The 25116-nt window shown below is 69.5% G+C and carries 21 protein-coding genes; 13 read left to right on the top strand and 8 right to left on the bottom strand.

Translation table 11 applies throughout. From position 1 onward, the window contains the following. Positions 1 to 171: 171 nt before the first annotated feature. Positions 172 to 717: a sigma-70 family RNA polymerase sigma factor gene (locus AC5L35_RS18005; protein WP_495060799.1), complete on the top strand. Its 546-nt coding sequence runs from the start codon at positions 172 to 174 to the stop codon at positions 715 to 717. Between the two features lie 100 nt (positions 718 to 817). Continuing rightward, complete coding sequence (locus AC5L35_RS18000; RefSeq protein ID WP_495060798.1) at positions 818 to 1924, top strand: zinc-binding dehydrogenase; 1107 nt, start codon at positions 818 to 820, stop codon at positions 1922 to 1924. A 63-nt stretch (positions 1925 to 1987) separates the two neighbouring features. On the opposite strand, the gene AC5L35_RS17995 is transcribed toward AC5L35_RS18000, so the two are convergent. After that, positions 1988 to 2977: a quinone oxidoreductase family protein gene (locus tag AC5L35_RS17995; RefSeq protein WP_495060797.1), complete on the bottom strand. Its 990-nt coding sequence runs from the start codon at positions 2975 to 2977 to the stop codon at positions 1988 to 1990. Positions 2978 to 3151: 174 nt separating this feature from the next. Here AC5L35_RS17995 and AC5L35_RS17990 point away from each other — a divergent pair, with 174 nt between their 5' ends. The 3 genes from AC5L35_RS17990 to AC5L35_RS17980 all read left to right on the top strand — a co-directional run bounded on the left by AC5L35_RS17990 (position 3152) and on the right by AC5L35_RS17980 (position 5005). Continuing rightward, on the top strand, positions 3152 to 3751 hold the full coding sequence (locus AC5L35_RS17990) for a cadmium resistance transporter (protein ID WP_495060796.1): 600 nt from the start codon (positions 3152 to 3154) through the stop codon (positions 3749 to 3751). A gap of 40 nt (positions 3752 to 3791) precedes the next feature. After that, the gene (locus tag AC5L35_RS17985) at positions 3792 to 4103 is read left to right on the top strand and encodes a cold-shock protein (RefSeq protein ID WP_495060795.1); all 312 of its coding nucleotides are present in this window, start codon (positions 3792 to 3794) and stop codon (positions 4101 to 4103) included. Between the two features lie 191 nt (positions 4104 to 4294). Beyond that, positions 4295 to 5005, top strand: coding sequence for a sulfite exporter TauE/SafE family protein (locus AC5L35_RS17980; protein WP_495060794.1), 711 nt, complete (start codon positions 4295 to 4297; stop codon positions 5003 to 5005). Positions 5006 to 5096: 91 nt separating this feature from the next. Here the strand turns inward: AC5L35_RS17980 and AC5L35_RS17975 are convergent, their stop codons facing one another. The 5 genes from AC5L35_RS17975 to AC5L35_RS17955 form a co-directional block, all read right to left on the bottom strand. Beyond that, a complete protein-coding gene (locus AC5L35_RS17975; RefSeq protein WP_495060793.1) occupies positions 5097 to 5684 on the bottom strand; it encodes a TetR/AcrR family transcriptional regulator in 588 nt (195 codons plus the stop codon). 153 nt (positions 5685 to 5837) lie between these two features. After that, on the bottom strand, positions 5838 to 6854 hold the full coding sequence (locus AC5L35_RS17970) for an LLM class flavin-dependent oxidoreductase (RefSeq protein WP_495060792.1): 1017 nt from the start codon (positions 6852 to 6854) through the stop codon (positions 5838 to 5840). A 58-nt stretch (positions 6855 to 6912) separates the two neighbouring features. Beyond that, complete coding sequence (locus AC5L35_RS17965) at positions 6913 to 8460, bottom strand: long-chain-fatty-acid--CoA ligase (protein WP_495060791.1); 1548 nt, start codon at positions 8458 to 8460, stop codon at positions 6913 to 6915. 565 nt (positions 8461 to 9025) lie between these two features. Further along, a complete protein-coding gene (locus AC5L35_RS17960; protein ID WP_495060790.1) occupies positions 9026 to 11761 on the bottom strand; it encodes an ATP-binding protein in 2736 nt (911 codons plus the stop codon). 134 nt (positions 11762 to 11895) lie between these two features. Further along, positions 11896 to 12582 carry a phosphotransferase gene (locus AC5L35_RS17955; protein ID WP_495060789.1) on the bottom strand — a complete coding sequence of 229 codons (687 nt, stop codon included), beginning with the start codon at positions 12580 to 12582 and terminating at the stop codon, positions 11896 to 11898. An 80-nt stretch (positions 12583 to 12662) separates the two neighbouring features. Between AC5L35_RS17955 and AC5L35_RS17950 the strand changes: the two genes are divergently transcribed. The 3 genes from AC5L35_RS17950 to AC5L35_RS17940 all read left to right on the top strand — a co-directional run bounded on the left by AC5L35_RS17950 (position 12663) and on the right by AC5L35_RS17940 (position 16140). Further along, positions 12663 to 13607, top strand: coding sequence for a quinone oxidoreductase family protein (locus AC5L35_RS17950; RefSeq protein ID WP_495060788.1), 945 nt, complete (start codon positions 12663 to 12665; stop codon positions 13605 to 13607). 345 nt (positions 13608 to 13952) lie between these two features. Next, positions 13953 to 15536, top strand: a complete 1584-nt coding sequence (gene pdxR / locus AC5L35_RS17945) for a MocR-like pyridoxine biosynthesis transcription factor PdxR (RefSeq protein ID WP_495060787.1) — start codon at positions 13953 to 13955, stop codon at positions 15534 to 15536. A gap of 64 nt (positions 15537 to 15600) precedes the next feature. Continuing rightward, complete coding sequence (locus AC5L35_RS17940; RefSeq protein WP_495060786.1) at positions 15601 to 16140, top strand: LOG family protein; 540 nt, start codon at positions 15601 to 15603, stop codon at positions 16138 to 16140. Between the two features lie 81 nt (positions 16141 to 16221). On the opposite strand, the gene AC5L35_RS17935 is transcribed toward AC5L35_RS17940, so the two are convergent. Then, a complete protein-coding gene (locus AC5L35_RS17935; RefSeq protein WP_495060785.1) occupies positions 16222 to 16803 on the bottom strand; it encodes an NAD-dependent epimerase/dehydratase family protein in 582 nt (193 codons plus the stop codon). A gap of 312 nt (positions 16804 to 17115) precedes the next feature. On the opposite strand from AC5L35_RS17935, the gene AC5L35_RS17930 reads away from it, so the two are divergent. The 5 genes from AC5L35_RS17930 to AC5L35_RS17910 all read left to right on the top strand — a co-directional run bounded on the left by AC5L35_RS17930 (position 17116) and on the right by AC5L35_RS17910 (position 23372). Further along, entirely contained in the window at positions 17116 to 17832 is a 717-nt protein-coding gene (locus tag AC5L35_RS17930) for an isocitrate lyase/PEP mutase family protein (RefSeq protein WP_495060784.1), read from the top strand. A 55-nt stretch (positions 17833 to 17887) separates the two neighbouring features. Further along, a complete protein-coding gene (locus AC5L35_RS17925) occupies positions 17888 to 19105 on the top strand; it encodes an acyl-CoA dehydrogenase family protein (RefSeq protein WP_495060783.1) in 1218 nt (405 codons plus the stop codon). A gap of 28 nt (positions 19106 to 19133) precedes the next feature. Further along, the gene (locus AC5L35_RS17920) at positions 19134 to 20348 is read left to right on the top strand and encodes an MFS transporter (RefSeq protein WP_495060782.1); all 1215 of its coding nucleotides are present in this window, start codon (positions 19134 to 19136) and stop codon (positions 20346 to 20348) included. A gap of 147 nt (positions 20349 to 20495) precedes the next feature. After that, positions 20496 to 22052, top strand: coding sequence for a DHA2 family efflux MFS transporter permease subunit (locus AC5L35_RS17915; protein WP_495060781.1), 1557 nt, complete (start codon positions 20496 to 20498; stop codon positions 22050 to 22052). Between the two features lie 9 nt (positions 22053 to 22061). Then, positions 22062 to 23372 carry an MFS transporter gene (locus AC5L35_RS17910; protein ID WP_495060780.1) on the top strand — a complete coding sequence of 437 codons (1311 nt, stop codon included), beginning with the start codon at positions 22062 to 22064 and terminating at the stop codon, positions 23370 to 23372. 26 nt (positions 23373 to 23398) lie between these two features. Here the strand turns inward: AC5L35_RS17910 and AC5L35_RS17905 are convergent, their stop codons facing one another. Further along, complete coding sequence (locus AC5L35_RS17905; protein ID WP_495060779.1) at positions 23399 to 24304, bottom strand: NmrA family NAD(P)-binding protein; 906 nt, start codon at positions 24302 to 24304, stop codon at positions 23399 to 23401. Positions 24305 to 25116 lie beyond the last annotated feature (812 nt).

The following is a 25116-nucleotide window of genomic DNA, read 5'->3' as shown; positions in this document are numbered from 1 at the left end:
GGCAGTGCTACTACTAGCGGCAGCACCACCTTTGCACCATACAATCCGAAACGTACGATGCTCCTATGGAAATATCGGCGCTCCTGGCCGGAAAGAGCAGGACTGCTCTCGCGGGGCCGGAGCAGTAAAAACCACTCCATCTCGAACACCACCAAGGGAGAACACCGCATCATGAGTGGCTACCAGGAGCCGGCACAACCAGTGCTCTGCCCGTACGAGGCGGATATCTTCGCCCGAGCACTCTACGACTGCGTGACCGGCCCATTGTTCACGTTCGTGCTGCGCCTGACCCGAGACCACGCGCTCGCCGAAGAAGTGGTTCAAGAATCACTGGTACGCGCCTGGCGCCGAGCCGGCAGTATCGATCTCGGCCCGGACAACCTGCGTGCCTGGCTGTTCACCGTCGCCCGCAACATCGTCACGGACACCTGGCGCGCACACGCCTCACGGCCGGTCCTCGTCACCAACGAACATGTGTTGGAGGCGGTCCCCGCAAACGACGAGATCGAACAGATCCTGCAGCGGTGGTCCCTCCTCGACGCCCTCGGCAAACTCACCAGCAAACACCGCGACGTACTCGTGGCGATCTACTACCAGGACAGTTCGATCGCCGAGGCCGCACGACGGCTCGGAGTTCCCCCCGGCACCGTGAAATCACGGACCTACCACGCGCTCCGCGCCTTGCGGCTCGTGCTCCAGGACGCGAAGGCGGCGTGACGCGGCACGGAGTGCGGGTACCGGCCGATCCCGGGTATGCCGTGGCCCCCGACCTAGCATGAGGCCACGTCCACGACGGATCTGACGTGAAGAGGAACCCGTGATCTCCGCAGTTGTGATGCCCGGACCCGGAGCGCCGCTCGAGTTGCGTGAGTTCGACCGGCCCGAGCCCGAACCGGGCGGGGTCCTGGTGAGAACGCTCGGCAGTGAGGTCTGCGGCACGGATGCGCACCTGTGGAAGGGCCAACTCGCGGGTGTGCCGTACCCGATCATCCCGGGGCACGTCAGCGTCGGTCAGATCGCCGAGATCGGTCCCGCGGACGCGTCGGCGCCGCTCCCGACTGATGTGTCGGGGGCGCCGCTGGCGGTGGGACAGGTCGTGACGTTCCTCGACGTGTACGGCACGTGCGGCCGGTGCTGGTACTGCACGGTCGGGCACGCCACCACACGGTGCCCGTCACGGAAGGTCTACGGCGTGACCCTCTCCGCCGACGACGGCCTGCTCGGTGGCTGGTCGGAGTACATCTATCTGCGACCTGGCGTGCACGTGGTTCCCCTGCCTGCCGAGTTGCACTGGCGCGCATTCCTGGCAGGCGGCTGCGGAATGCCGACCGCGCTACACGCGGTGACGCTCGGCGAGATCGCGTTCGGGGACACCGTCGTCGTCCAGGGCGCCGGACCGGTCGGCCTGTGCGCCGCCGTCCTCGCCCAACTTCGCGGTGCCGGGTCCGTGATCGTCGTCGGAGGCCCCGAGATCAGGTTGGACGCGGCGACCCGGTTCGGAGCCGATGCCGTGATCGACATCGGCTCGACCACCCCGGAGGAGCGGCTCGCGACGATCCGGGAGCTGACCGGGGGACGCGGAGCGGATGTCACGATCGAGGCGACCGGAGCGCCGGCAGCGGTGCCCGAAGGAATGCGACTCACCCGCGACGCCGGACGGTACGTCGTCGTCGGGCAGTACACCGACGCCGGCGACGCCAGGTTCAATCCCCACCTGGACCTCAACCAGAAGCACCTGGACATCCGCGGATGCTGGGGCAGCGATGTGGGGCACGTCTATCGCGCGGTTCGGGTGATGGCGCGCTACGCGCAGCAGTTCCCCTGGACCGAGCTCATCAGCCGGGAGTACGCCCTCGACGATGCCCAGACCGCGCTCGAGGACGTCGCCGCACAGCGCGTGGTGAAGGCGCTCATCGTTCCTTGACCGAGAGGCGCGGAGGTTCGTCGAAGGCCTCCGGATGACGGCTCCTACCTTTTGAGCCGGGAATCAGAGCGCGAGCAGGACGCGGCCGAAGGGGCCGCCTTCCGCAAGCTCGCGCTGCGCCGCAGCCGCCTTCTCCAGCGGGAAGACGTGCGAGATCACCGGGTGCAGATCACCTCGGGCGAGCACGTCGAGCAGGGCGGAGGTGGCCGCGGTGACCTGCTCGGCCGTGAAGAGGGCGAAGCGGAAGCCGTGGATGTGGGCGTTCTTCCAGATCAGGTCGGTGACGTTCACGGTGGCCTGCATGCCGCCGGCGTAGCCGATGCTGATCAGTGTGCCGTCGACGGCCAGTGAGCCCAGCGCCTCCCCGGTGACCGCTCCCCCGACGCCGTCCAGGGCGACGTCCACACCCCTGCCGTCGGTGAGCCGGGCGACGCCGTCGCGCAGCGACTCCCGGGTGAGGTCGATGACCTCATACCCCGCGGCCCGCCCCTGCTCGGCCTTCTCGGTGCTGGTGGCGGTGGTGATGGCGAGCGAGGCGCCGAGGACGCGGGCGACCTCCACTCCCCCCTGGCCGACTGCGCCTCCCACTCCGGGAGCGAGGACGCTCCGGCCCTCCCGGAAACCGGCCAGCTCGGTCAGGGCGAGGTAGGCGGTGAGATACCCGGCGCCCGTGGTGAGCGCCGCCGCTGTCACGTCGTCGATCGCATCCGGGACCGGGACCAGGTGGGCCGGGTCGACGGCGACGAAGTCGGCCCAGGCGCCGTCGTCGCTCACGCCGTAGCGGCCACCGCTCAGCACCACCCGCGTCCCCGCCGCGAGCCCGGCGACGCCCGGCTCCTGCACGACCCCCACGCCGGAGCCGCCGGCCCGGATCGGCAGCGGCTTGTGCAGGGTCGGGGCCAGCTTGCCCGACCGCACCGTCTCGTCCAGCGGAGTGACCCCCGCGACGGTCATGCGTACGACCACCCGCCCGGGGGAGGCGACCGGCTCGGGCACCTCCACGAGTTCGAGGACGTCGTAGCTCCCGAAACGGTCGTACTGGATGGCACGCATCGCCTTGACTCCCTGATCACCTGGCTCACACGGTCAGAACGAAGGAAGCGTACCGCCTTTGCCTATGTCGCATCTGAGACGTGCTCCTCAGCTCCGTCGACGGCAGCCTGCTGCTCATCGCGAGTCACACCCACAGCTACCGTGCCGCAGGGTCGCCAGGAGCCGGAGGATCCCGTGGCGCTGGGTCTGATAGGCCAGGCAGCAGGAATGTTCGCCGTCACCAACATCGACGACGTCCTGGTCCTGGCGCTCTTCTTCGGCCGGGCCGCCGGACACCGCGGCGGCGCGACCCGCGTGGTGATCGGCCAGTACCTCGGTTTCGCCGCGATCCTGGCGGTGTCGATCGTGGGAGCCCTCGGGGCCGGCCTGCTCCCGGACGCGGCCATCCCCTACCTGGGGCTGCTGCCGCTTCTGCTCGGCATCCGCGCCGGCCGGCAGGCCTGGCGACACCGCGACGACCCGCAGGACGAACCGACATCGGACGCTGCGGGCGGGCCGTCGATCCTCGCCGCCGCCGCGGTCACGCTGGCGAACGGCGGCGACAACATCGGCGTCTACGTCCCCGTCCTCACCGCCACCGGCAACGGCGCCCTGGTCGTCTACTGCGTCGTCTTCCTCGTCCTGGTGGCGGCCTGGTGCGCCCTGGGCCTGTTCTTCGCGACACGGCCACTCGTCGCCCGTGCACAGAGCAGGTGGGGGCACATCGTGCTTCCCCTGGTCCTGATCGGGATCGGACTGGCGATCCTCATCGAGGGCGGGGCGTTCGGTCTCTGAGAGTCCCCGAGGAGGTCGGAGCTCAGCCATGATGACGGGCATGGCGACCGAAGGGACGGTCCGGACCTGGGACGCCGGCAAGGGGTGGGGTGTCGTCGACTCCGCATCGACGCCCGGCGGGTGCTGGACGCATTTCAGCCACATCGCGGTCCCGGGGTTCCGCAGCCTCGAGCCGGGGCAGCTCGTCGAGCTGGAATGGGAGTCCGCGCAGCAGGACGGCTACGCCTACCGCGCCATCCACGTCCGTCCACGGCAGCCGGCGCAGCCTCCCGCTGACAGCGCCTCCGCCGATGACGGGAGCGCCTACCGGAGCACCCTGGCCATCACGATGGACGGGCATCCGCCCGCCTGATCCCTCCGACCCGCCAGGGACACACAGTGACGAGCGCGGGTTCCGGCGCCGGGGCGGGACGGGATCGCGGCATCGTGCCTACTGGGTGGCGCGACACTCATACTGGTCGTTGTGTCTGTGCCGTCGTGGGACCCCGTACGGGAGCCGGTCCGCAGGCTCCGCTGTGCGCCACACCGGGTGAGGGACTCCGGGTGACCACGGGCCTTCTCGTGGCCACGGGGCTCCTGGTCGTGCTCGCCGCGTTCGTTCAGGGCGCCACCGGGTTCGGCTTCGCGCTGATCGTCGCGCCGGTGATCGGCCTGATCGAGCCGCCCCTGCTCCCGGTGGTGCTCCTCGTCCTCATGATCCCGCTCAACGTGTACGTCGCCTGCCGCGAACGGCACGCCATCGACTTCCGCGGCGCGGGGTGGATCACCGCTGGACGTGTCGCCGGCACGGCGGCCGGCCTGTGGGTCCTGGCGGCCGTGTCGACAAGCGGGCTGAGCCTGCTCATCGGTGGGTCCACCGTGCTCGCCGCGCTGGTGTCGCTGCTCGTTCCGTCGTTCGTGCCGGGCCGGGGAGCGCTGGTCGCCGTGGGGGCGGTCACCGGCGTGACCGAGACGGCCACCGGCGTCGGGGGTCCGCCGCTGGCACTGGTCCATCAGCACCGGCCGGCGCCGGTGCTGCGGTCCACCGTCGCGATCTGCTTCGTGATCGGCGAAGTCCTCTCGCTCGGGCTGCTCGCCGCCACCAGCAAGGTGAACGCTCACCAGATCCGCACGGCACTCCTGCTCCTGCCCGCCCTCGCCATCGGCGCCGCGCTCAGCCGCACCGTCCACCGCCGTGTCGACGGACCGCTCATGCGCACGCTCGTGCTCGGGTTCGCGATCATCTCCGGCATCCTCGTGCTCGTGTCGGGCTAGGTAGCCGCTCCGACTGCGCGAACGGCGACCAGGCCTCAGCGCACAGCCTCATCCTCGGGCAGATAGCGGCTCGCGATGCCGAGAGCCTGCTTTATCGTCCTGTCCGCAGGACGTGGGCGCGTGCACTGTCCAGAATCTCGTCGGACAGCGGGTCACCTGCGGTGGCTCGAGCCAGGTGCAGGGCCCCCACGAGAGTGCACAGCGTCGAAATGTGGTCCTGGCGCTGAGCGTCGTCGTCACCGTAGAACCCACCGAGCACCTCGATGAACCGGCGAACGCCCGCCACGTAGGCAGCTCGCAGCGCGCTCGTCGGTTCCTCTCGGGACACATCACTGCCGAACGCGGTGGAGGGACAGCTGGAGCCGGGAGAGTCCCGGGACTCGGTCGATAGGTAGAACTCGGCGAGCTCCTGGCGGGCACGCTCGCGATGGTCGTGGTGCTGCTCGGCGAACTGGGCGATCGTTCCCAGCGTCTCGTCGAACGCCTCGCTGATGGCTTCGGCCGCCAACGAGTCCTTCGAGTCGAAGTGGCGGTAGAAGCCACCTGTTGTCAGCCCCACCTCGGCCATGATCTCGGCAACGCTCACACCTTCGAGCCCGCGCTCCCGCAGCAGGCGGGCAGCGGCTGCCACCACCTGCTCCCGGTGCTGATCCGCAACGGCCCGTGACACCCGACCCATCAGAACCCCTCTCCCCGCGACACCATACATGATGATTATCATCTACTTGGGTTCGCTGTCGCGATCGTGTGGCACAGGCGATACTCGTCATGATCGGCACAGATGGACGGTTCACCCGACCGTCACCCCTTCCGCGGCCGGACCCGTCGAGGACTACGCAAGGGGCGCAAGAGCGCGGAGGCGAGGAATGATCGTCTCACCGATGCGCGTGAACGACTGAATCATCTGCTCATGATCGCCCACTACGTGGCGCACCAGAACGTGGTCGAAACCCAGTGCTCGATATTCCTCGAGTTGTTCTGTGACCGTACTAGCAGAACCCACCAACAGCTGGTCCCGGCTACCACCGCGGTAGCCTTCGGCGAGGATCTTGGACACCACCTGCTCCGCCTCGTGATCGGACTCTCCCACGTAGATGTCGCGACGCAGAACCGGGAGAGCCGGGCGACCGTGGCGGGCAGCGGCTTCCCGGTAGGTATCCAGCTGTTCCACGAGCTCGCCGCGACGCACGTTCTGTCCGGTCAGCCAGCCGTCCCCGAGTCGGCCCGCCCGTTCCGCCGCCGCGCGCACGGTGCCCGCAAGCCAGATCGACACCGGCACGCGAGGCGAGGGGCCGGACCGGACGCCGTCCAACCGGTGGTAGCGCCCCTCGATCGTCGTGGCCTCACCGGCAAGCAGTCCGCGCAGAGCACGCACCGTCTCCTCGAGGCGGACGACACGACTACGTTCTTCCATGCCGAACGCCGTGAACTGGCGCTCGTCCTGACCGAGCGCCAGCGTCGCAACCAATGGCCCTTGCGCGAAGGCAGCCAAGGTCCCGATCTGCTCGGCCAGCAGGACCGGGTGATAGAAGGGGGCGAGGAATACCGCACCCAGCGGCATCGAGCCCGTCGTCGCCATCAGACGCCCCAGCGTCGGAACCGGCGAGAAGGAGTTCGCATAGGTCGGCGGCACGGCATGGTGATCTCCGACGATCAACATGTCGAGATCCGCGTCGCGGACAGCGGCGGCCACATCGACCAGGTTCGCGGCCTGCGTCTCGGTCGAGACCGCCCCCATGGGTCGCTCGATGAAGCCACCCGGCGGCAGTGCATCCAGCATCGCTCGGAATCTGGCGAAGGTGGACGAGGACGCGGGAAAGAGGAATCGCAGAGAGGTGCCGAGTTTCACCGGACAACTCCACTTCGAGAGTAGGAAGAGATGAAATCGAGGCAGGCTGGTCGCACTCCTACGGTTCCCGCGGCGAGTAGCGTGCGCGCAGCTCATTCTTGAGGATCTTGCCGGCGCCCGACAATGGCAGCGCGTCGACGAACGCCACGGTGCGGGGCGCCTTGTAGCCGGCGATGCTCTGTTTGACGTGTTCCCGCAGCACCTCGACATCGGGCCGATCATCACCAGCCGGCACGACAACCGCGTGCACCCGCTCACCCCAGGCTTCGTCGGGCACGCCGACAACCGCGCAGGACCTTACTGCCGGGTGCGAGCTGAGTGCGTTCTCGACCTCCGCGGAGTAGATGTTCTCGCCGCCAGAAATGATCATGTCTTTGATCCGGTCGACGATGAAGACGTATCCTTCCTCGTCCATGTAACCGGCGTCGCCGGTGTGCATCCAGTCATTGCGCAGTGCATCGGCGGTCATGTCTCGGAGATCCCAGTATCCCCGCATCACGCTCGCGCCGCGGCAGATGACCTGCCCGACGTCACCTCGTGGCAGTTCTCGGTCCTGCTTGTCGACCACCAGCACCTCGCAGTGGGGTGCCGCTCGGCCGACCGAACGTCGCAGGCGCGCATCCGCATGGTCCTCATGGGACAGGATCGTGATCACCGGCCCCAGTTCGGTCATCGCGTACACCTGGGTGAACTCCGTGGTGGGCAGCCGTTTCATGGCCCGCTGGAGGACCGAATCAGACATTGGCGACGCGCTGTAGGTCAGCTTCTCCAAGCTCGACAAGTCCACATCCGCGGTGTCCGGGGAATCAACCAGCATCTGTATCATGGTGGGGACCAGCAGCGTGTCGGTGATGTCGAACCGTTCGATCGCTTTCGCTACTCCAGCAGGAGTGAAACGGGGCACGAACACGTGCGTTCGCCCCAGCGTCATGGCTTCCGTCCATGGTGCACACCCGGCGATATGGAACATCGGAGCGACGTGCAGAGTGCGGCCACCGGACCCCGAGTTGCTGTGCTGCCGCCGTCGGGTCGCCTCCATCCCGAAGGCCGACGCGAGCATGTTGGCATGACTGAGCATCACGCCTTTCGACCGGCCGGTGGTGCCGCCGGTGTAGAAGATCCCGGCCAGCGCATTTCCACCACGACGCGCATCAGGCACAGGATCGTACTTCGCAATGAGCGCCTCCATGCTCAACGCGCCATCGGGGACGGGCCCGGGATCGATGTGGATAACTGTCCGCAGCATCGGCACGGCAGCGTGGAGCTGAGGGACGATCGAGGTGAACGCGCCGTCAACCAGCAGCACCTGGGTGTCGCAGTCGCGCAGAGAATAGCCGATCTCCGCCACACTCCATCTGGTGTTCACCGGATTCATGATCGCGTCCGCCCAGGGCACTGCCAACAAGTACTCATGGTAGATGTCCGAATTGTGGGCGAGCATTCCTATTCGGTCATCGGTCCGCACTCCGACCGCTTTGAGTGCCGCAGCGAGACGTGCCACCCGCTCTCCCGACTCGGCCCAGGTCCGCACTCGATCGCCGAAGATCGTTGCCGGCCGCGCCGGAGTCCGCTGGACAGCGCGGTGCAGGCCTTGCGTCAAATACATGGCTTCCCTTCGAGATGCCTGCCAGAGAACTCCTGGAGAGCGGCTCACGCCTCGCCCGTACTCGAGACGTGAATCCACAGCCGCCCGGGCGCTGACAGCGACAGCCGGGCGTGCCCTCTCCTGTCATCAGCCGAAGTCGAGGCCTCTGGCGACCGGAGCTTTAGATTATCTACCTTATCTAAAGCTCCGCAGGATCGGGTGATGCATGTCACGCTGGGCGGCGGACCGAGCCGGATCGGTGCGGTGGCAAGGTCCCGGCAGTGCGGCCACCATAATCAGGAGCAATGGAGCGCTGACCCCTCACAGCGCTCGACTGCCCGAGATGACATCTCCCGTCCCGATCGATCATGTGGACACGGCATCTTTCTCCCTCCACCGTCACCTTCTTCCGTAGACGCGCCGTCGCCGGTCCGTCTTCAGAGCGTGATCGCAGGCCCGGTCGCCGTCATCGGTCAACCGACCTGGGTACGACCGGGAAGATCGGGCATTGTTGTCGTAACGGCGTAGATCTGTTCCCTGAGCTGAGCCGAGGACGGCGGCCGAGCAGTTGTGCCGACCGACCGGCTCAGACCACGAGGCCGGGGATTCCGTGCAGCTGTGCCCGAGAGGTGATCTGAAGCTTCGGGTACACCTGCGCGAGGTGCGCGCCGACGGTGCGGTGCGAGACATACAGCCGTTGGCCGATCTCCCGGTTCGTCAGCCCCGTCGCGGCGAGCTGGGCGATCTGCAGCTCTTGCGGAGTCAGCCGGTCGGCTGCGGAGCTCTGGCGCGTTCCGCTGTGTTCGCCCGCGGCCCGCAGTTCCCGGCGCGCCCGCTCACCCCACGGCAGTGCGCCCAGTGCGTCGAAGGTGTCACGCGCCGAGCGCAGCGGTTGCCGGGACTCCGCAACCCGGCGTCGCCGGCGCAGCCACTCGCCGAACGTTAGTTCCGTGTACGCGCGGAGGAAGGGCTGGGGGTGGAGGGCCGCCTGGAGGGCCTGCGCGAAGCAGGACTCGGCCTGCTCGTCGTCGGCCAGCAGGGCACGTGCCAGGCGCAGCCCCGCGTGCAGTGACGGCGAGGTGGTCACCATCGCCGCGTGTTCGAGGTTGGCGACGATCCCGGCTGCGGCGCGCTGTTCGCCGCTGCGCACCGCGGCGTCGGCGAGTTCGGCCACGGTGTGGCACCGCAGCGCGAGCTGATACGAGGAGTCGGCAACGTCGTGCATGCACGCGAACCGGGCGAAAGCCTCGACGAACTCTCCTGCGGCCAGAGCTGCCAGTGCACGGGCGTTCTGCGCCGTGGCGAGCACCGGGCGGGCACCGACCGAGATCCCCGTCCGGACCGCGGCGGCCGCCAACGCTTCCGCGGCGTCCCCGTCGCCGCGCAGCGCGGCGATCTTGGCCTGGGTGGCCTGGACGAGCGCGTGCAGGTAGGGCTGGCCGGTCTCCCGGGCCAGTCCTCCCGCCTCCTCCGCGACTGGAATCGCGGTGGTCAGGTCGACCAGGTGCGCTGCGCTCCAGGCCTGGGCCGCGAGCGCCCGGGCGAGCAGCTGCAGACGCCCTTCCGCGCGCAGGCCCGCGATCGAGGCGGCGGATCGGCCTTGCGCGAGATCGAAGGTGCCGAGCAGTACCGCGGCGCTGCCGAGCATTCGTTCCGCCGGTGGGTCGAGCATCGAACGTGCGGCGAGCCGGCGGGACCGGTCGATGACCACGGCGCCTCGCTCGATCGGCGCCGCGTAGGCCAGGATCGCCAGCATCCGCGGATCGTGCTCGTCGATGGGGAGGCGCTCGGCCACGGCGACGATGCGATCGCGGGCCTCGCCGCCCGGCTCGGTCCAGAAGCAGCGCAACGCAGCGCTCCACAGGATCCGCACTGCCGTGTCGACGTGGCCGTCGGTCATCATGGACTCGGCCAGCCGGACCAGCGTGAGTGCGTCCGTAGTGCCGTCGCGCAGACCGTCCTCGAGGCACGCCCGCGTCCAGGCCAACCGCGCGCGCCGCGGTGGGGATAGATCGAGCCGGGAGGCGCCGGCCAGCAGCCGGTCCACGACGTCCTGCCTGCCGAGTTCGACCGCCAGGTCCGCCGCCCGCAACAGCCGGTCGGCACGGAGATCGGGGGCGGCGCTGAGTCGGGCAGCGTGCTCGAGGGCGGTGACGGCACCGGTGACGGACCCGCGGCGCACCGACTCCTGCGCGACGGTCTCGAGTTCGGTGGCCACCACCTCGTCCGGCGGGTCCGTTGCGGCGGCCCGGTGCCAGACGCTGCGCTCCGGTACGTCGGCCAGGACCTCGGCCAGGGCGGCATGCGCTGCCTGCCGGCGCCCGGTGGTCGCGAGCTGGTGAATCGCCGAGCGCATCAGGGGATGGCGGAACCGGAGCGAATCGCCGTCGACCTCGATCAGGCCGGCGGCAACGGCAGGCGTGAGGTCCACGCAGCCCGTCTTTCGCCCGCTCAGCACCTGGGTGGCCCGGACCGTCTCGGCCACGCTGCCGCCACCATCGAGCGCGGCGACCAGCAGCGCCGTCGCGGTCAGTTCGGGCAACGACGCGACGCGCGCGGTGAAGGCTCGTTCCAGCCGTTCGGTCAGCGGGAGCCAGGGGGCGGCGGTCAGGACAGCGTCCCGGTCGGTCCCCTGCGCGGCCACGGGAAGTTCGATCAGCGCGAGGGGGTTGCCCGCCGCATCGCCGAGCAGTCGCCGACGCAGACCCTCGGAGAGCCCGGTGGCATGCGCGTCCAGCAACGTCCCGGCGTGCTCGCGTGACAGCGGCGGCACGACGAGTTCGGGCAGCCCGGCGTCGTCGAATCGCGACGGCACGCCCTCGCGCACCGCCGCGGCCAGCACGATCGGTTCGGACGCCAGCCTGCGACCGAGGAAGGCGATCACGTCCGCGCTGGAACGGTCGAGCCACTGAGCGTCCTCGGCAACCACGAGCACGGCGTCCCGGGTGGCGATCTCGGAGAGCAGATCGAGCGTGGCCAGGGCGACGAGGAAGACGTCCGGAACGGCGTCCTCGCCGAGACCGAGCCCGAGGGCGGCGCGCAGCGCGTCACGCTGACGTGGCGGGAGCAGGTCGATGTCCCGCCGGACGGGTCGCAGCAACTGGTGCAGGCCGGCGAACTGCAGATGCGCCTCCGACTCGATACCGACCGTCCTCAACACCCGCAGACCCCTACCGGATGCTCGTTCGCCCATCTCGGCGAGCAGCGCGGACTTCCCGATCCCCGCCTCACCCCGCAGCAGCACCGCGCCGCCCCCGACGTCGACCCCCTCCAGGAGCCCTCCGAGTCGGCGAATCTCCTCCTCGCGGCCGATCAGGCTCACACCACCACCACCATGACAACCACCGTATTCGGCCCGTCCGCAGTTCGATCAGTCGATATGCGTCCGGGTGGATGGTACCTATTTGCCGCCGCGCCAGCGGATCACGTTGATGATGCGTTTTGCGCCATTTCATCTCAGCGCGAGGCACGGGAGCAGCAGGAACGCAAGCCGCATATCTCACGAATGAGCCGATCGAGAGTGCGGCGCCCCAGGCGACTCAGCGGCGGGCTCGACGTGGCGTAGTACCAGACCAGGCCCATGGCCTGCTGGAACGCCCATGCCATGCCCCGGGACCGTTCGACGTCGCCAGAGCCCAGAGCCTTTCCCAGTTCCGTTCGTGGTCCGTGACCCAGCAGGTGCCAGGCCGCCACGAGAGCAAGAGCCGGATCGGCCGGCCCGAACCCGCCGACGTCGAGGACGCCTATGAGGCGCCCGTCGTCGACCAACACGTCGCCGGGGATGCGGTCCCCGTGGGACATCACGTCGGCCCCGGCACGAGGAAGCTGCCTGAACTCGCTCCACAACCGTCGTAGCGGCTCGACGTCGAGCAACCCGGCGGACTTCCGGAAGCACGTCTGTATCCAGTCGTCATGATCTTTCAGGTCGCCGCCGCGGTGGGTTCCGGAGAACGTGCGGCCCTGCTTGTCCGTGGCGCGAAGTGCGCCGATGAAGCCGGAAAGATCGCGATCGGTGACCCCGGAGAGGGTTACCCACTGATCCCGTGCTCGCCGTGGAAAATGCGCGGCGAGTTCGTCGCCGATGCGGTAGATCGCGTGATCGGTGCCGGCGGCGACGACCGGACGGACGGCAGGTGGCGCCACTGCGGGGACGCGCCGTGTCCACCAGGACCGCCGCCCCGGCGATCCGGAATCACCCCCACCGCGGGCCGGTTGATCCCCTCATGACGACCAGGATCGTGGCCACCGCCTTCGGCGGCCCGGAGGTACTCGCAGCAGTCGATGCCGACGTGCCCGCACCCGGCGACGGGGAGGTCACCATCGAGGTCAGAGCCGCGGGGATCAACCCGGTCGACTACAAGCGGTTCAGTGGAGCCATGGGTGCCGACCCGGCGCTGCTTCCGCTGCCCGTGGGCAACGAGCTCGCCGGGGTGGTGACCGCCGTCGGACCGGGCGCCACCGGGCGCGACGCAGCACTGGCCGTCGGCGACGAGGTGATCGCCTACCCCGCCCCCGGCGCGTACGCCGCCGCGGTGACGCTCCGGGCAGCGAATGTGGTGCACAAGCCGGCGCAGGTGCCGTGGGCCGAGGCGTCGGGGATCATGCTCACCGGAGCCACCGCGGTGCACGCACTGACCGTCGTCGGGGTGTCCGCAGGCGACACGGTGCTGATCCACGGCGGGTCAGGAGGCGTGGGCCAGCTCGCCGTGCAGCTCGCGGTCAAGGCAGGCGCCACCGTGGTCACCACCGCGAGCGCACAGCATGACGACCTGCTGCGCGGCTACGGCGCGATCCCGCTGCGCTACGGGCCGGGGCTGGCCGACCGGGTACGCGACGTCGCACCGTCCGGAGTGGACGCCGCGGTCGACACCGTCGGCACCGCGGAGGCGGTGGACGTCTCGCTCGAACTCGTGGCCGACCGCGCCCGCATCGTCTCGATAGCGGCGTTCGGGCGCGGCGACACCGGGATCAGGCTCATCGGCGGCGCCCCCGGAGCCGACCCCGGCACGGAGATCCGCCGCAACGCCTGGCAGCAGCTCCTCCCGGCAGCGGCAGCAGGAACGCTGCACGTGGTCGTGGCCCGGACCTTCCCCCTCACGGACGCCGAGGCGGCTGTCCGCCTCGTCGCGGACGGACACGCAGGCGGAAAGGTCGTGCTCCTGCCCTGACCAGCGGGCATGCGATCACGGGCCGCCGCTCACCGGGAGACCCGGACGACGTCGTAGACGGCTCCGACGTAGGCGGCGGCGCGACTCGACCCGAGCAGGTCGGCGTCCATCCGGTTCATGACGTAGCTGATGGTCATCCGGCGGTCGATGTCGGCGCTGGCCGTCGAGCCACCCCACCCGCCCCAGAACGCGATGCGCCCGCCGGGCAGCCACGGCTGCGGCCGCCGGTCCGGCAGAGCGAACCCTGGGGCGAGATCAATTATCGGAACGTTTTCCGGAAGGCGTCGGTTCGTCGTCATGGATCGCACGCCAAGTGGCCAGTGGTGCCGGGTAAGGTGCATTTCCATGAAAGGAGAGCGGCCCAATTCGCGGGGGGAAACGAGGTCTGCCGAGGGCCTCGGCGCCGATCTGCACCTGGGCCGTCTCGACCTGCAGGGCCACGGCCTGCGGGCCTCCCTCATGAGTGCCCTGCGGGACGCCGTGCGAACGGGACGCCTCGCGCCCGGCGTCCGGCTGCCCTCGTCCCGCACCCTCGCCGCTGACCTGTCCATCGCCCGCAACACCGTCGCCGACGCCTACGCCGAACTCGTCGCCGAGGGCTGGCTCACCGCCCAGCAGGGCTCGGGCACCCGCGTCGCCCAGCGCTCCGTACCCCGCAGGGCACCGGCGACCGGCTCGGCCCGCGTCGTGCCCCAGCGGCCCACGCCGATCCGGACGGCGGGCGCCACCTACAGCCTGCTGCCCGGCAACCCGGACCTCGCGAGCTTCCCGCGTTCGCAGTGGCTCGCGGCGGCCCGGCGCGCACTGACGGCCGCGCCCCACGAGGCATTGGGCTACGGCGACCCGCGGGGGCGCATCGAACTGCGCACGGCCCTCGCCACGTACCTCGCCCGAGCCCGCGGTGTGTACGCCGACCCCGACCGCATCATGATCTGCGCGGGTTTCGTCCACGGGCTGCGCCTGATCGGCGCGGTGCTGAGCGCGCGCCGCGTACGGCGCGTCGCCGTCGAGGCGTACGGCGTCCCCCAGTACCAGGATCTGCTGACCGAAGCCGGGCTGCGCACCACTGCCCTCGCACTCGACGAGGGCGGCACACGTACGGAGGACCTCGCCCTCCGGGGTGTGGGCGCGGTCCTGCTGACGCCGGCGCACCAGTACCCCACCGGCGGGGCCCTGCGCGCCGACCGGCGGGCCGCCGCCGTCGACTGGGCGCGTGCCACGGGCGGCCTGGTCCTGGAGGACGACTACGACGGCGAGTTCCGCTACGACCGCCAGCCCGTCGGTGCGCTGCAGGGACTCGACCCCGAGCGGGTCGTGTACTTCGGCACTGCGAGCAAGTCGCTCGCGCCGGGGCTGCGCCTCGGGTGGATGGTGCTGCCCCGGTCGGTGGCACAGGAGGTGATCGAGGCCAAGGGCCACGTGGACTGGGCGCCCGGCGCCTTCGACCAGCTGACGCTCGCGGAGTTCATCACGTCCGGTGAGTACGACCGGCACGTGCGGGCCATGCGGCTGCGCTACCGGCGCCGCCGCGACGAACTGGTCGCGGCGATCGCGGAGCGCGCGCCCGGCATCCGGGTGTCGGGCATCGCCGCGGGGCTGCACGCCGTCGTCGAACTCCCACCGGGCACCGAGCGGTCGGTGATCTCCTCGGCGGCCTCGCAGGGTCTCGCCCTGGAGGGGCTCGGGAGCTTCGCCCATCCGTCGACCGGCACGCGGGAGCCGGTCCGGGACGGGGACGAGGCCGCCGCACCGGCATCGGACGGAGACGCGGGACCGGACGGGGAGAGCGCACCCGCGCGGCGCGGGGACGCGCTGGTCGTCGGCTACGCGACCCCGTCGGACAGCGCCTGGTCGGGCGCGCTGGACGTGCTGTGCCGCGTGCTGCCCCGACCGGAACCCGTGGTGCGGCCGCACGCACCCCCCGTCTGACGTCGGTGCCGACTCCGGGAACGCATTGCGAATCGGTGTCCCTGCTCAGTCCTAAAATCGATCCATGAACATCTGCGTCTTCCTCTCCGGGGCCGACCTCGACGAGCGCTACACGCGGCCGGCCCGCGAGTTCGGCGAGCTCATCGGAAAGGGCGGCCACACCCTGGTGTGGGGCGGATCCGACACCGGGCTGATGAAGGTCGTCGCCGACGGAGTGCGGGAGGCCGGGGGGCGGCTCGTCGGGATCTCGGTCAGCTTCCTCCGGGACTTTGCCCGGAAGGACGCCGACGAGATGGTCATCGCCGAGGATCTCGCGGAACGGAAGGCGCGGCTGCTCGCCGGAGCGGACGCGGTGGTGGTGCTGGCCGGCGGGCTGGGCACGCTGGACGAGGCGACCGAGATCCTGGAGCTGAAGAAGCACAGGCTGCACGACAAGCCGGTGGTGCTGCTGAACACGGCGGGTTTCTACGACGGGTTGATTCTCCAGCTCCGGCGGATGGACGCAGAGGGCTTCCTGCCGGTCCCCCTGGCCGCATTGGTCTTCTTCGCCGACGACGGTGCTGGGGCGCTGGCCCATCTCGAGGAGTCCGTCGGGACGCACTGACCACCGTCCCGGCAGCGCCGGCCAACCCGGAACCGGCGGCGCCGAGCAGCGCCGCCGGTGCGGTGGGCAGCACGTGGCAGCTCAGTCGGTGATGACGACGACGCCGGTCGGCTCGTCCAGAGCCTCCACCGTCCGTTCGGCAGCCCGGTCGATGCTGACCCGAGGTTCCTCGGGAAGCTGCTTCTCGTTGTAGGTACCGGGTCCGTAGAACTGCCCGTAGCGCAGCACGACACCGCCCTCGGCGAGAACGGAACGCTCCAGTTCAGCGACCGCTTCGGCATCGGGCCCATCAGGCAGCTTCCAGGCGACGCTCTGAGCCAGGATCTTCGGCGACGAGCTCTGGCGAGCGGCCTCGAGGAGGTTCTGGGTTCCCTCGGTGCGGATGCGGGCGTTCAGATCCGCGAGCGCCCCGATCTGCGTCACGTCATCCGGGAGATCGGTCAGCTCGTTCAGCACGATGTCCGGGTTGAAGTCACGAACCGCCTGGACGAGAGCCGGCCGATCGAAGACATCACACAGGATCGGTTCGGCGCCGAGGCGGCCCAGCACCTCCACCTTGCCGGCTGAGCGCGTCATGCCGCCGACCACGTGCCCGGCCTGGACCAACCGGGGGATCAGCCGCTGCCCGATCACACCGGATGCACCGGCAAGAAATACTCTCATGATTTTCTCCTGTTCATCGTCGGATGTGCCTGCCGGCCGCGTTTACTGGTGATTCAGCGGCCATGCACCAAACCTAGGAGCGGCGCGGCGCGCGACCTGGGTCATTTCCGGCCGGATCGGATGGGCCACTTGAGGTGCCGGGCGGCCGGCCCGCTCGGCAGCCTCGCATGCCCCCGGCCGCAGGAATTGGCCCACGGAGTTCTCCGGAAAATGGCCCAGATCGCGGTCCCGGCCGGCCCGTAGCGTTGCGGACGTGACAACGAACAAACCGCCGCAAATCCGGGAATTCCTCCCGAAACACGGCCCGCGCAAATGACCGCTGCCACCTTCCGCTCCCTGCACCACGGCCGCGCCGGCGACGACCCGCTCGTCCTGCCGGGGCCGTGGGACGTCGCCAGCGCCCGGGTCTTCGCCGACGCCGGCTTCCCCGCGCTCGCCACCCCGAGCGCCGGGATCGCCGCCTCGCTCGGTTACGAGGACGGCTCGACCCCGGCCGACGAGATGTTCGACGCGGTCGCCAGGATCGTCCGGGCCGTCTCCGTGCCCGTGTCCGCCGACGTCGAGGGCGGATACGGCCTCACGCCCGGGGAGCTGGTCGCGTGGCTCCTGGATGCGGGTGTCGTCGGCTGCAATCTGGAGGACTCCGAGCGGCACACCACGCTCAAGGACCCTCGGCGGCACGCGGACTGGCTTGCCGAGGTCCGCGCGGAGGCCGGTGATGCTCTCTTCATCAACGCGCGCGTCGACACCTTCCTGTACGGGTCGGGGGACCCGGCCGACGCCGTGGCCCGCGCCCGTCTGTACGTCGCCGCCGGCGCCGACTGCGTCTACCCGCTCCTGGCACCGTCCGAGGCGCTCCCGGAACTGCGGAAGGGCATCGAGGGCCCGCTCAACATGAATGCGTCGCCGGACAAGGAATCCGTGGCCGAACTGGCCCGGCTGGGTGCGACGCGTATCACGTTCGGGCCGGAGATGCAGATGTACGCGAGCGAGGCGATCGGCGAGCTCGCGGCAGCACTGCGCGCCTGAGTTCCGACGTTCGGAACGACCGGAACCGAACCCGACTTGACATTTCACGAAGAGGATGGTCCCGATGAATACGGCCTTTCCGGAGACAATGGATCGATCGCTGGACAAGCGATCGCTACTGGTTGCCCGCGCGGAACGTCTCCGGCCGCTTCTTGCAGACAACGCCCGGGAGGGTGCCGCCGACCGACGGGTGACCGACGCGAGCATCGCCGCGCTCACGGAGGCCGGCCTGTTCAAGGTGATGCTGCCCAGGCGGTACGGCGGATTCGAGGCGGGCGTCCGCACGAGTCTCGACGTGATGGCGGCCGTCGCCCACGGCGACGGCGCCGCGGGTTGGGTGGTGTCGCTGGCGAACCACTCCGCATGGGACATCGGCCTGTGCCCGACACGTGTGCAGGACGACGTGTTCGGCACTGACCCCGACACCCTGGTGTGTGGCGCTCTCGCGCCGGCGGGCACCGCTGTCGCGACCGAGGGAGGAGTGCGGCTGACCGGCCGCTGGGGCTACGTCTCGGGCTCGCTGCACGCCCGGTGGGCAGTGCTCGGGTTCACCCTCGTCGACGAGAACGGGACTGTGCTCGAGGCCGCGATCGCGCCCGTCCCGGCCGCGGACTACGCGGTGTCCGACACGTGGTTCACCGCCGGGATGAGGGGGTCGGGAAGCAATACGTTGACCGCAGAGGACGTGTTCGTGCCCTGGCATCGTGTGGTGCCGCGGGCACGCCTGGACGCGGGCGACTACCCGACCGAGCGCAAGGACGAGGTCACCTACCGCAGCGGCTTCTACGCGACTCACACGCTGGGGCTCGTCGGCCCGCTATTGGGGCTGGGGCGGGCGGCGCTCGACCACGTGCGCGACGCGGCGGGGACGAAGCGGATGGCCGGCACCGTGTTCAGCCGGCAGGCCGATTCCGCAGGCGTCCAGATGCAACTCGGCAACGCCGCGCTCCTGATCGACACCGCGCACCTGCACGCCCGCCGGGCGGCCGACGACCTCGACGACCACGCCGCGCGAGGTGAGCCGCCGGCCTTTCCCGTGCGGGCCCGGGTGCGGGCGGACGCGAGCCGGGCCGCGGGACAGGTGGCGGAGGCGATCAACATCCTGCTCGACGTGCACGGTTCCGCCGGCCTCGTCGATGCCAGCCCGCTGCAGCGGATCTGGCAGGACGCGAACGTCGCAGCACGACATGTGTCGCTGCTGCCCGGCGTGAGCTACGAGGTCTACGGCAAGGCGCTACTGGGTCTCCCGAACGATGTCCTGCTGTCCCTCTAGTGGCTCGCGTCCCGCTGAAGGTCCATCCATGAGTGCACCTGCCGTCCGGCAATCCCCCTGCCCACCATCGCGGGGAATCAGCACCAGGCTCGCGGTCCTGCTGGCCATCGCGTCCGGGGTGGCAGTCGCGAACATCTACTACGCCCAGCCACTGCTGGAACAGATCGGCCACGACCTCGGAGTCGGACCGGCCGGCCTCGGCCTGGTCACGACCGTGACGCAGGTCGGCTACCTCCTGGGCCTGGTCCTGATCGTGCCGGTCGGTGACCTGATGAACCGGCGGGTCCTCATCGTCGCCGGGAGTGTGATCGCCGCGGGGGCCCTGGTCGCCGTGGCCGTCTCGCCGAGCCCGCTGATGTTCCTCATCGCCAGCGGCGTCGTCGGACTGGTGTCCGTCGTGCAGCAGGTGATCAACGCCTACGCGGCCGTGCTGGCCGCCCCGGAGACGCGCGGGCGCATCCTCGGCATCGTGACCAGCGGTGTCGTGATGGGCATCCTGCTCGCCCGGACCGTGTCCGGGGTGCTCGCCGATGCGCTCGGCTGGCGCTCGGTCTACGTGGTGTCGGCGATCCTCATGCTCGGGCTCGCGCTCGTACTGGCCCGCGCACTGCCATCGGAAACCGCCACCAGGAGTTCCGTCTCCTACCGCCGCATGATCACATCGGTCGTCACGCTGACGGTGCACGAGCGCGTGTTCCGCGTCCGCAGCCTGATCACGCTGTTCATGTTCGCCGGCTTCGGTGCCCTCTGGGGATCCATCGCGCTGCCGCTGACAGCCGCGCCCTGGCACCTGTCCACCACCGAGGTGGGCCTGTTCGGGCTCGCCGGCGCCGCGGGAGCCATCGGCGCCTCCCGGGCCGGCGCCCTGGCCGACCGCGGTCGGGGGCAATGGGTCACCGGCATCACCCTCGTCCTGTTCACCGCCTCCTGGGCAGCCATCGCCTGGCTGCCACACTCCCTGATCCCGCTGATCCTCGGGATCATCGTTCTCAACCTGGCGGGACAGGCCATGCAGGTCACCAACCAGCACATGATCCTGAGCATCGACCCCGACGCCAGCAGCCGGCTCATCGGCGGCAACGTGGTCTACTACGCCATCGGCACCGGCGGTGGCGCGATCGCGGCGACCACCGCGTACAGCGCATTCGGGTGGGCCGCGGTCTGTATTCTCGGGGCCGGCCTCAGCGCGCTGGCATTGCTGATCTGGGTCGCCGACAGAATGTCCGCCCGCTCGTTCACCTAGCCCACGCTCCGTGCTCGCGCTCGACGCCAGTCCCGAGAAGCCGCAGTTGACCGCTACCGTGGGGTGTGGCGGTCAACCAAATTGGCCCGCGATTCTTCCGTGGAAGTGCACCACGATCCGGTCCCACTGGCCGCTTAGCGTGAATCCATGAATCGAGAGGGGCCACTCAACCCGTGGCCCGCACTGTGGGCATTGGTTCTCGGGTTCTTCATGATCCTGGTGGACTCGACGATCGTCTCGGTCGCGACTCCTGCGATCATGGCCGACCACGGCGCCGACGTCGACTCGGTCGTGTGGGTCACGAGCGCCTACCTGCTGGCCTACGCGGTGCCGCTGCTCGTCACCGGCAGGCTGGGCGACCGGTTCGGGCCGCGCCGCGTCTACCTCGCCGGGCTCGCGGTGTTCACGCTGGCGTCACTGTGGTGCGGGCTGACCGGCAGCATCGGCGAACTCGTCGTGGCGCGGGTCGTTCAGGGTCTCGGCGCGTCGCTGATGAGTCCCCAGTCGTCGGCCATCGTCACGCGGATGTTGCCCGCCGAGAGCCGAGGCAAGGCGATGAGCCTCTGGGGTGCGACAGCCGGGGTGGCCACGCTCGTCGGTCCGATCCTGGGTGGCGTGCTCGTCGACGGCCTCGGCTGGGAGTGGATCTTCATCGTCAACGTGCCGATCGGTGTCGTCGGTTTCGTGCTCGCAGCCCGGCTGGTTCCCGAGCTGACCACCCATGTCCGGCGCTTCGACCTGCTCGGTGTGGCGCTCAGCGCCGTCGGCATGTTCCTGCTGATCTTCGGGATCCAGGAAGGGCAGGCCTACGACTGGGGGACGATCACCGGCCCGATCTCGGTGTGGTCGCTGATCATCGCCGGGCTGGTGGTGATGGGGGTCTTCCTGTTCTGGCAGGCGCGCAACCGCGGCGAGCCACTGGTGCCGCTGGCGCTGTTCCGCGACCGGAACTTCAGCCTCGCCAACATCGCGATCACGCCGGTGGCCTTCGCGGTCACCGCCATGCAGTTCCCGATCATCTTCTACGCCCAGGGAGTCCTCGGGCTCAGCCCGACGGGCTCGGCGTTGCTGCTGGTGCCGATGGCCGTGGTCTCCGGCGCGCTCGCGCCGTTCGTGGGCCGCTGGACCGACCGCTTCCACCCGACTTGGATCGCCGGGTTCGGGATGGTCTCGCTACCCGCAGCGCTGCTGTGGCTCGCGGCGATCATCGGGCCGGACACCCCGATCTGGCAGTTGCTGCTGCCGGTCGCGCTGCTGGGCGTGGGCAACGGGTTCACGTGGGGCCCGATCGCCACGACGGCGATGCGGAACCTCCCTCCTGCGAACGCAGGCGGCGGTGCCGGGATCTACAGCACCACCCGTCAGATCGGGGCGGGGCTGGGCAGCGCGGCCATCGCGGCGCTGATCGGGTCACGGCTCGCGGCGAACCTCCCGGCGGCACCCGGCGGCGGCAGCCCGCCGGTCTGGGGTGCGCGGCTGCCCGAGCCGCTGCGCGCCGGTTTCGCCACGGCGATGGCGCAATCGCTGGTGCTACCCGCTGCGGTGCTGCTGATCGCGCTCGTCGCCGTGCTGGCATTCGCCCGGCCGCGGCACCTGAGCCCCCGGCCGCACCACGCGCTCGCAGTGGTGCCCGGCACCGCCGCAGAATTGGCCCGGGAATCCGCCGGAACAATGGACCAGATCCCAGCACTCCCACGCGCATAGCGTTGGGGCATGACAATGAATGAAGCACACGAAAGCAAGAGCCGCAGGAAGCTCACCCTCCCAGCCGGACTGGCTTTGACGGGTGGCGCGATCACGTTCACGAGCCTGTATCTCGCGGCGGGAGCACTGACGCCGCTGCTCGTGCTCTACAAAGAGCAGTGGGAGTTCCCAGCGGCGTCTCTCACGCTGGCGTTCGCCGTTTACGCGATCGGCTTCCTCGCCGCTCTCCTCACCCTGGGGTCACTCTCCGACCACATCGGCCGGCGCCCGGTTCTCATCGGCGCCCTGATCATTCAGCTCGCCTCGAACGTCATGTTCCTCGTCGCGCCCGACATCGGCTGGGTGATCGCCGGCCGTATCGTGCAGGGCATCGCCACCGGCGCGGCATCGAGTGCGTTGACCGCAGCCCTCGTCGAAGTCGCCCCGCAGAACCGGAAGAGACTGGCCACGATCCTCGGCAGCGTCAGCGTGACCGGCGGCCTCGCCGGCGGCTCCTTGCTGGCCGGCCTCGCGATCCAGGTCACGGCCACGGCGAACGCCATCGTCTTCATCGTCCTCACGATCATCACGATTCTCGGGATCGTCGTCATCGCCTTGTCTCCCGAGAGCGTGGGCCGTACACCGGGCGCGCTCCGCTCGCTGATCCCCCGTGTCGCCATCCCGCAGGCCACTCGACGGGAGTTCGCCGCAGCAGCGCCCGTGGTCGCCGCAAGCTGGATGCTCGCAGGCCTCTCGGGCGGTCTCGCCCCGAGCATGGTCCGCAGTGTCTTCTTCGTGGATAGCGGCCTCATCAACGGCGTGGCCGGGTTCATCGCGCCCGCGACATCGGCCGTCATCGGCCTGGCGTTCGCCAAGGTCGACCCCAGGCGCGCGATGACCATCGGCATCTACGCGTCCATCGTCGGACCCCTCGGCATCATCGGTGGCGTGTTCGCCGGAAGCCTGGCAATCATGTTCATCGGCCAAGCGATCGCCGGCGTCGGCTTCGGCGCATGCTTCACCGCAGCCCTTCGCCTCATCTTCCCGCTCGCGGCGCCGCATCAGCGTGCAGGGGTCGTCGCCGGGATCTACGTCGTCTCCTACATCGCGTTCGGCGTGCCGATCGTCATCGCCGGCCAGCTCACGGAGACCCTCGGCCAGGTGCCCACCGTCTCCGGGTACGCGGCGTTGACCGTCGTCCTCGCGCTCATCAGCCTCATCGCCCAGATCCGCATCAAGCACAGTGGGCGACGCGTCGATCTGCGAACGACCAGCGAGAGCGCGTCGGAGCACGTCGATACGCCTCCTGCGTCAGCCACACCGACCGCAACGATCCGATGACCGGTCAGCCGACTTCCGGACCGGTCTCAGCCGAGGTAGAAGTCCCGGCGCGCGGCGACGAACGCCTCGACCGTCTGGGCGGGCACACCGGTCACGCGCTCGACATCGTTGGTCGCGCGGTCGTAGCGATTCTCCCGATGCAACCGGGCCATGGTCGCGATGTGCTGCTCGGTGTGCGGTGGCAGACCGGCCTGTGCGAGCTCGTCGGCGAGCCACCGGTCCACCGGAACGTCCACATACGACACCGTCCGACCCAGTGCTCTCGTGAACTCCTCAGCCACCCCGTTCATGTCCTGCGTGCGGGGTCCGGTGAGCTCGTAGACGTGACCGACGTGCGGTGCCGGGTCGCGGAGCACGGTGGCCACCACCCGCGCGACGTCGGCCGCGGCGACCGGCGAGGTGCGCCCCGTGCCGAAGGGCAACGCGAGCGTGCCGCTCTCCCGGATCGTGCGCGCCGCCAGCGTGGTGAAGAGCGGGTTGTCGAGGAACGTCGTCGGGCGCACGTGCACCACCGGCAGGCCCGACCAGTCGAAGACCTGCTCCGCCAGCCAGTGCAGCCGCTGATGGTGCGACTCCGCGGTGCTGGTAGCGGTCATCTGCGACACCGTCATCTGCGACATGTCCACCAGGACGTCGAGCGTTCCGAGCTCGCGGGCGACCGTGGCCACCACGGTCGTCGCCAGCAGATGATCCGGCGACACGCTCATACCGAAGTACATCCGCCCGACGTCCTCGAGCGCGGCCGCCACGCTCTCGGGCCGGGTGAGATCGCCGACGACCACCTCCACACCGAGTCCGCGCAACTCATCGGCACGCTCGTCGTCGCGTCGGACCAACGCACGCACCGGCAGATCCCAGGCGCGCAGTTGGCCGAGGGCGTCGCGGCCCACGCCGCCGGCGCCGGGGACGAGGACCAGATTGCTGGCCGCCATCGATGAATCTCCTTATCGCTCAAGGCCGGCACTCCACGCGAGGTTCCGTTCTTCAGACTTGCTGTGACACGTCCCCCTGACGGACAACCGACCCCGTCCGGCATCAACCCACGGGGCGGGACGTACTCCGTGTCCACCCCACCGGAAGGCAGCGCCGCGATCTCCCACGCGCTACGGGCGGCTCATCGAGGTCGCGGCCCGCCGGCCGCTCGGATCAGAATCGCCAGGGGAATTCGCAACTGCGATGATTGATCCGGGCATGGTCACCGCCGCCGAGGCGTCGAACGGGCGCCAGCAGCAGTGGTCAGTACACCGACGCCACTCGCAGCTGTCAAGCGCGGTTCAGACCTCTGGACAGCGAAACGCAATCACGTGCGATCCACGCCTGCCCCCCAAGCGCAGCGCCACCGCGAAGCGACATGGACACACGTCGCTGTTTCAACGCCCCACATTGCGCGACGTGTGTCCATGTCGCGCGCATGGTGATCTCGGGCGTGCTCGGTCTCGCCGTCCGGTACGGAGCCATCTCGACCAACCTGGTCTGCGGCATCGGGTAGATCGCCTGCACCCTTCGTCGACCACCCGTGTGCTCACAGTGGACGAGCGCCATGTGAATCACGCGCCTGCATGCCGATGAGGATGCGGTGCGTTAGGACGCCCGCAGACCGCCGTCCACGACGAATGGCGGTGCAAATGGGTGATTGCCTACGATCTGGCGCCACTCGCATTCCCGCAGATCGAGGGCAAAGCGATCGTGACAGTCCGTAACAGATAGTACGGTCGTGTGACACAGCGTGAATGAATTGGGTGCT

This window comes from Pseudonocardia sp. OZ21, assembly GCF_059359135.1.
This window is presented reverse-complemented; position numbering and strand designations above follow the sequence as displayed.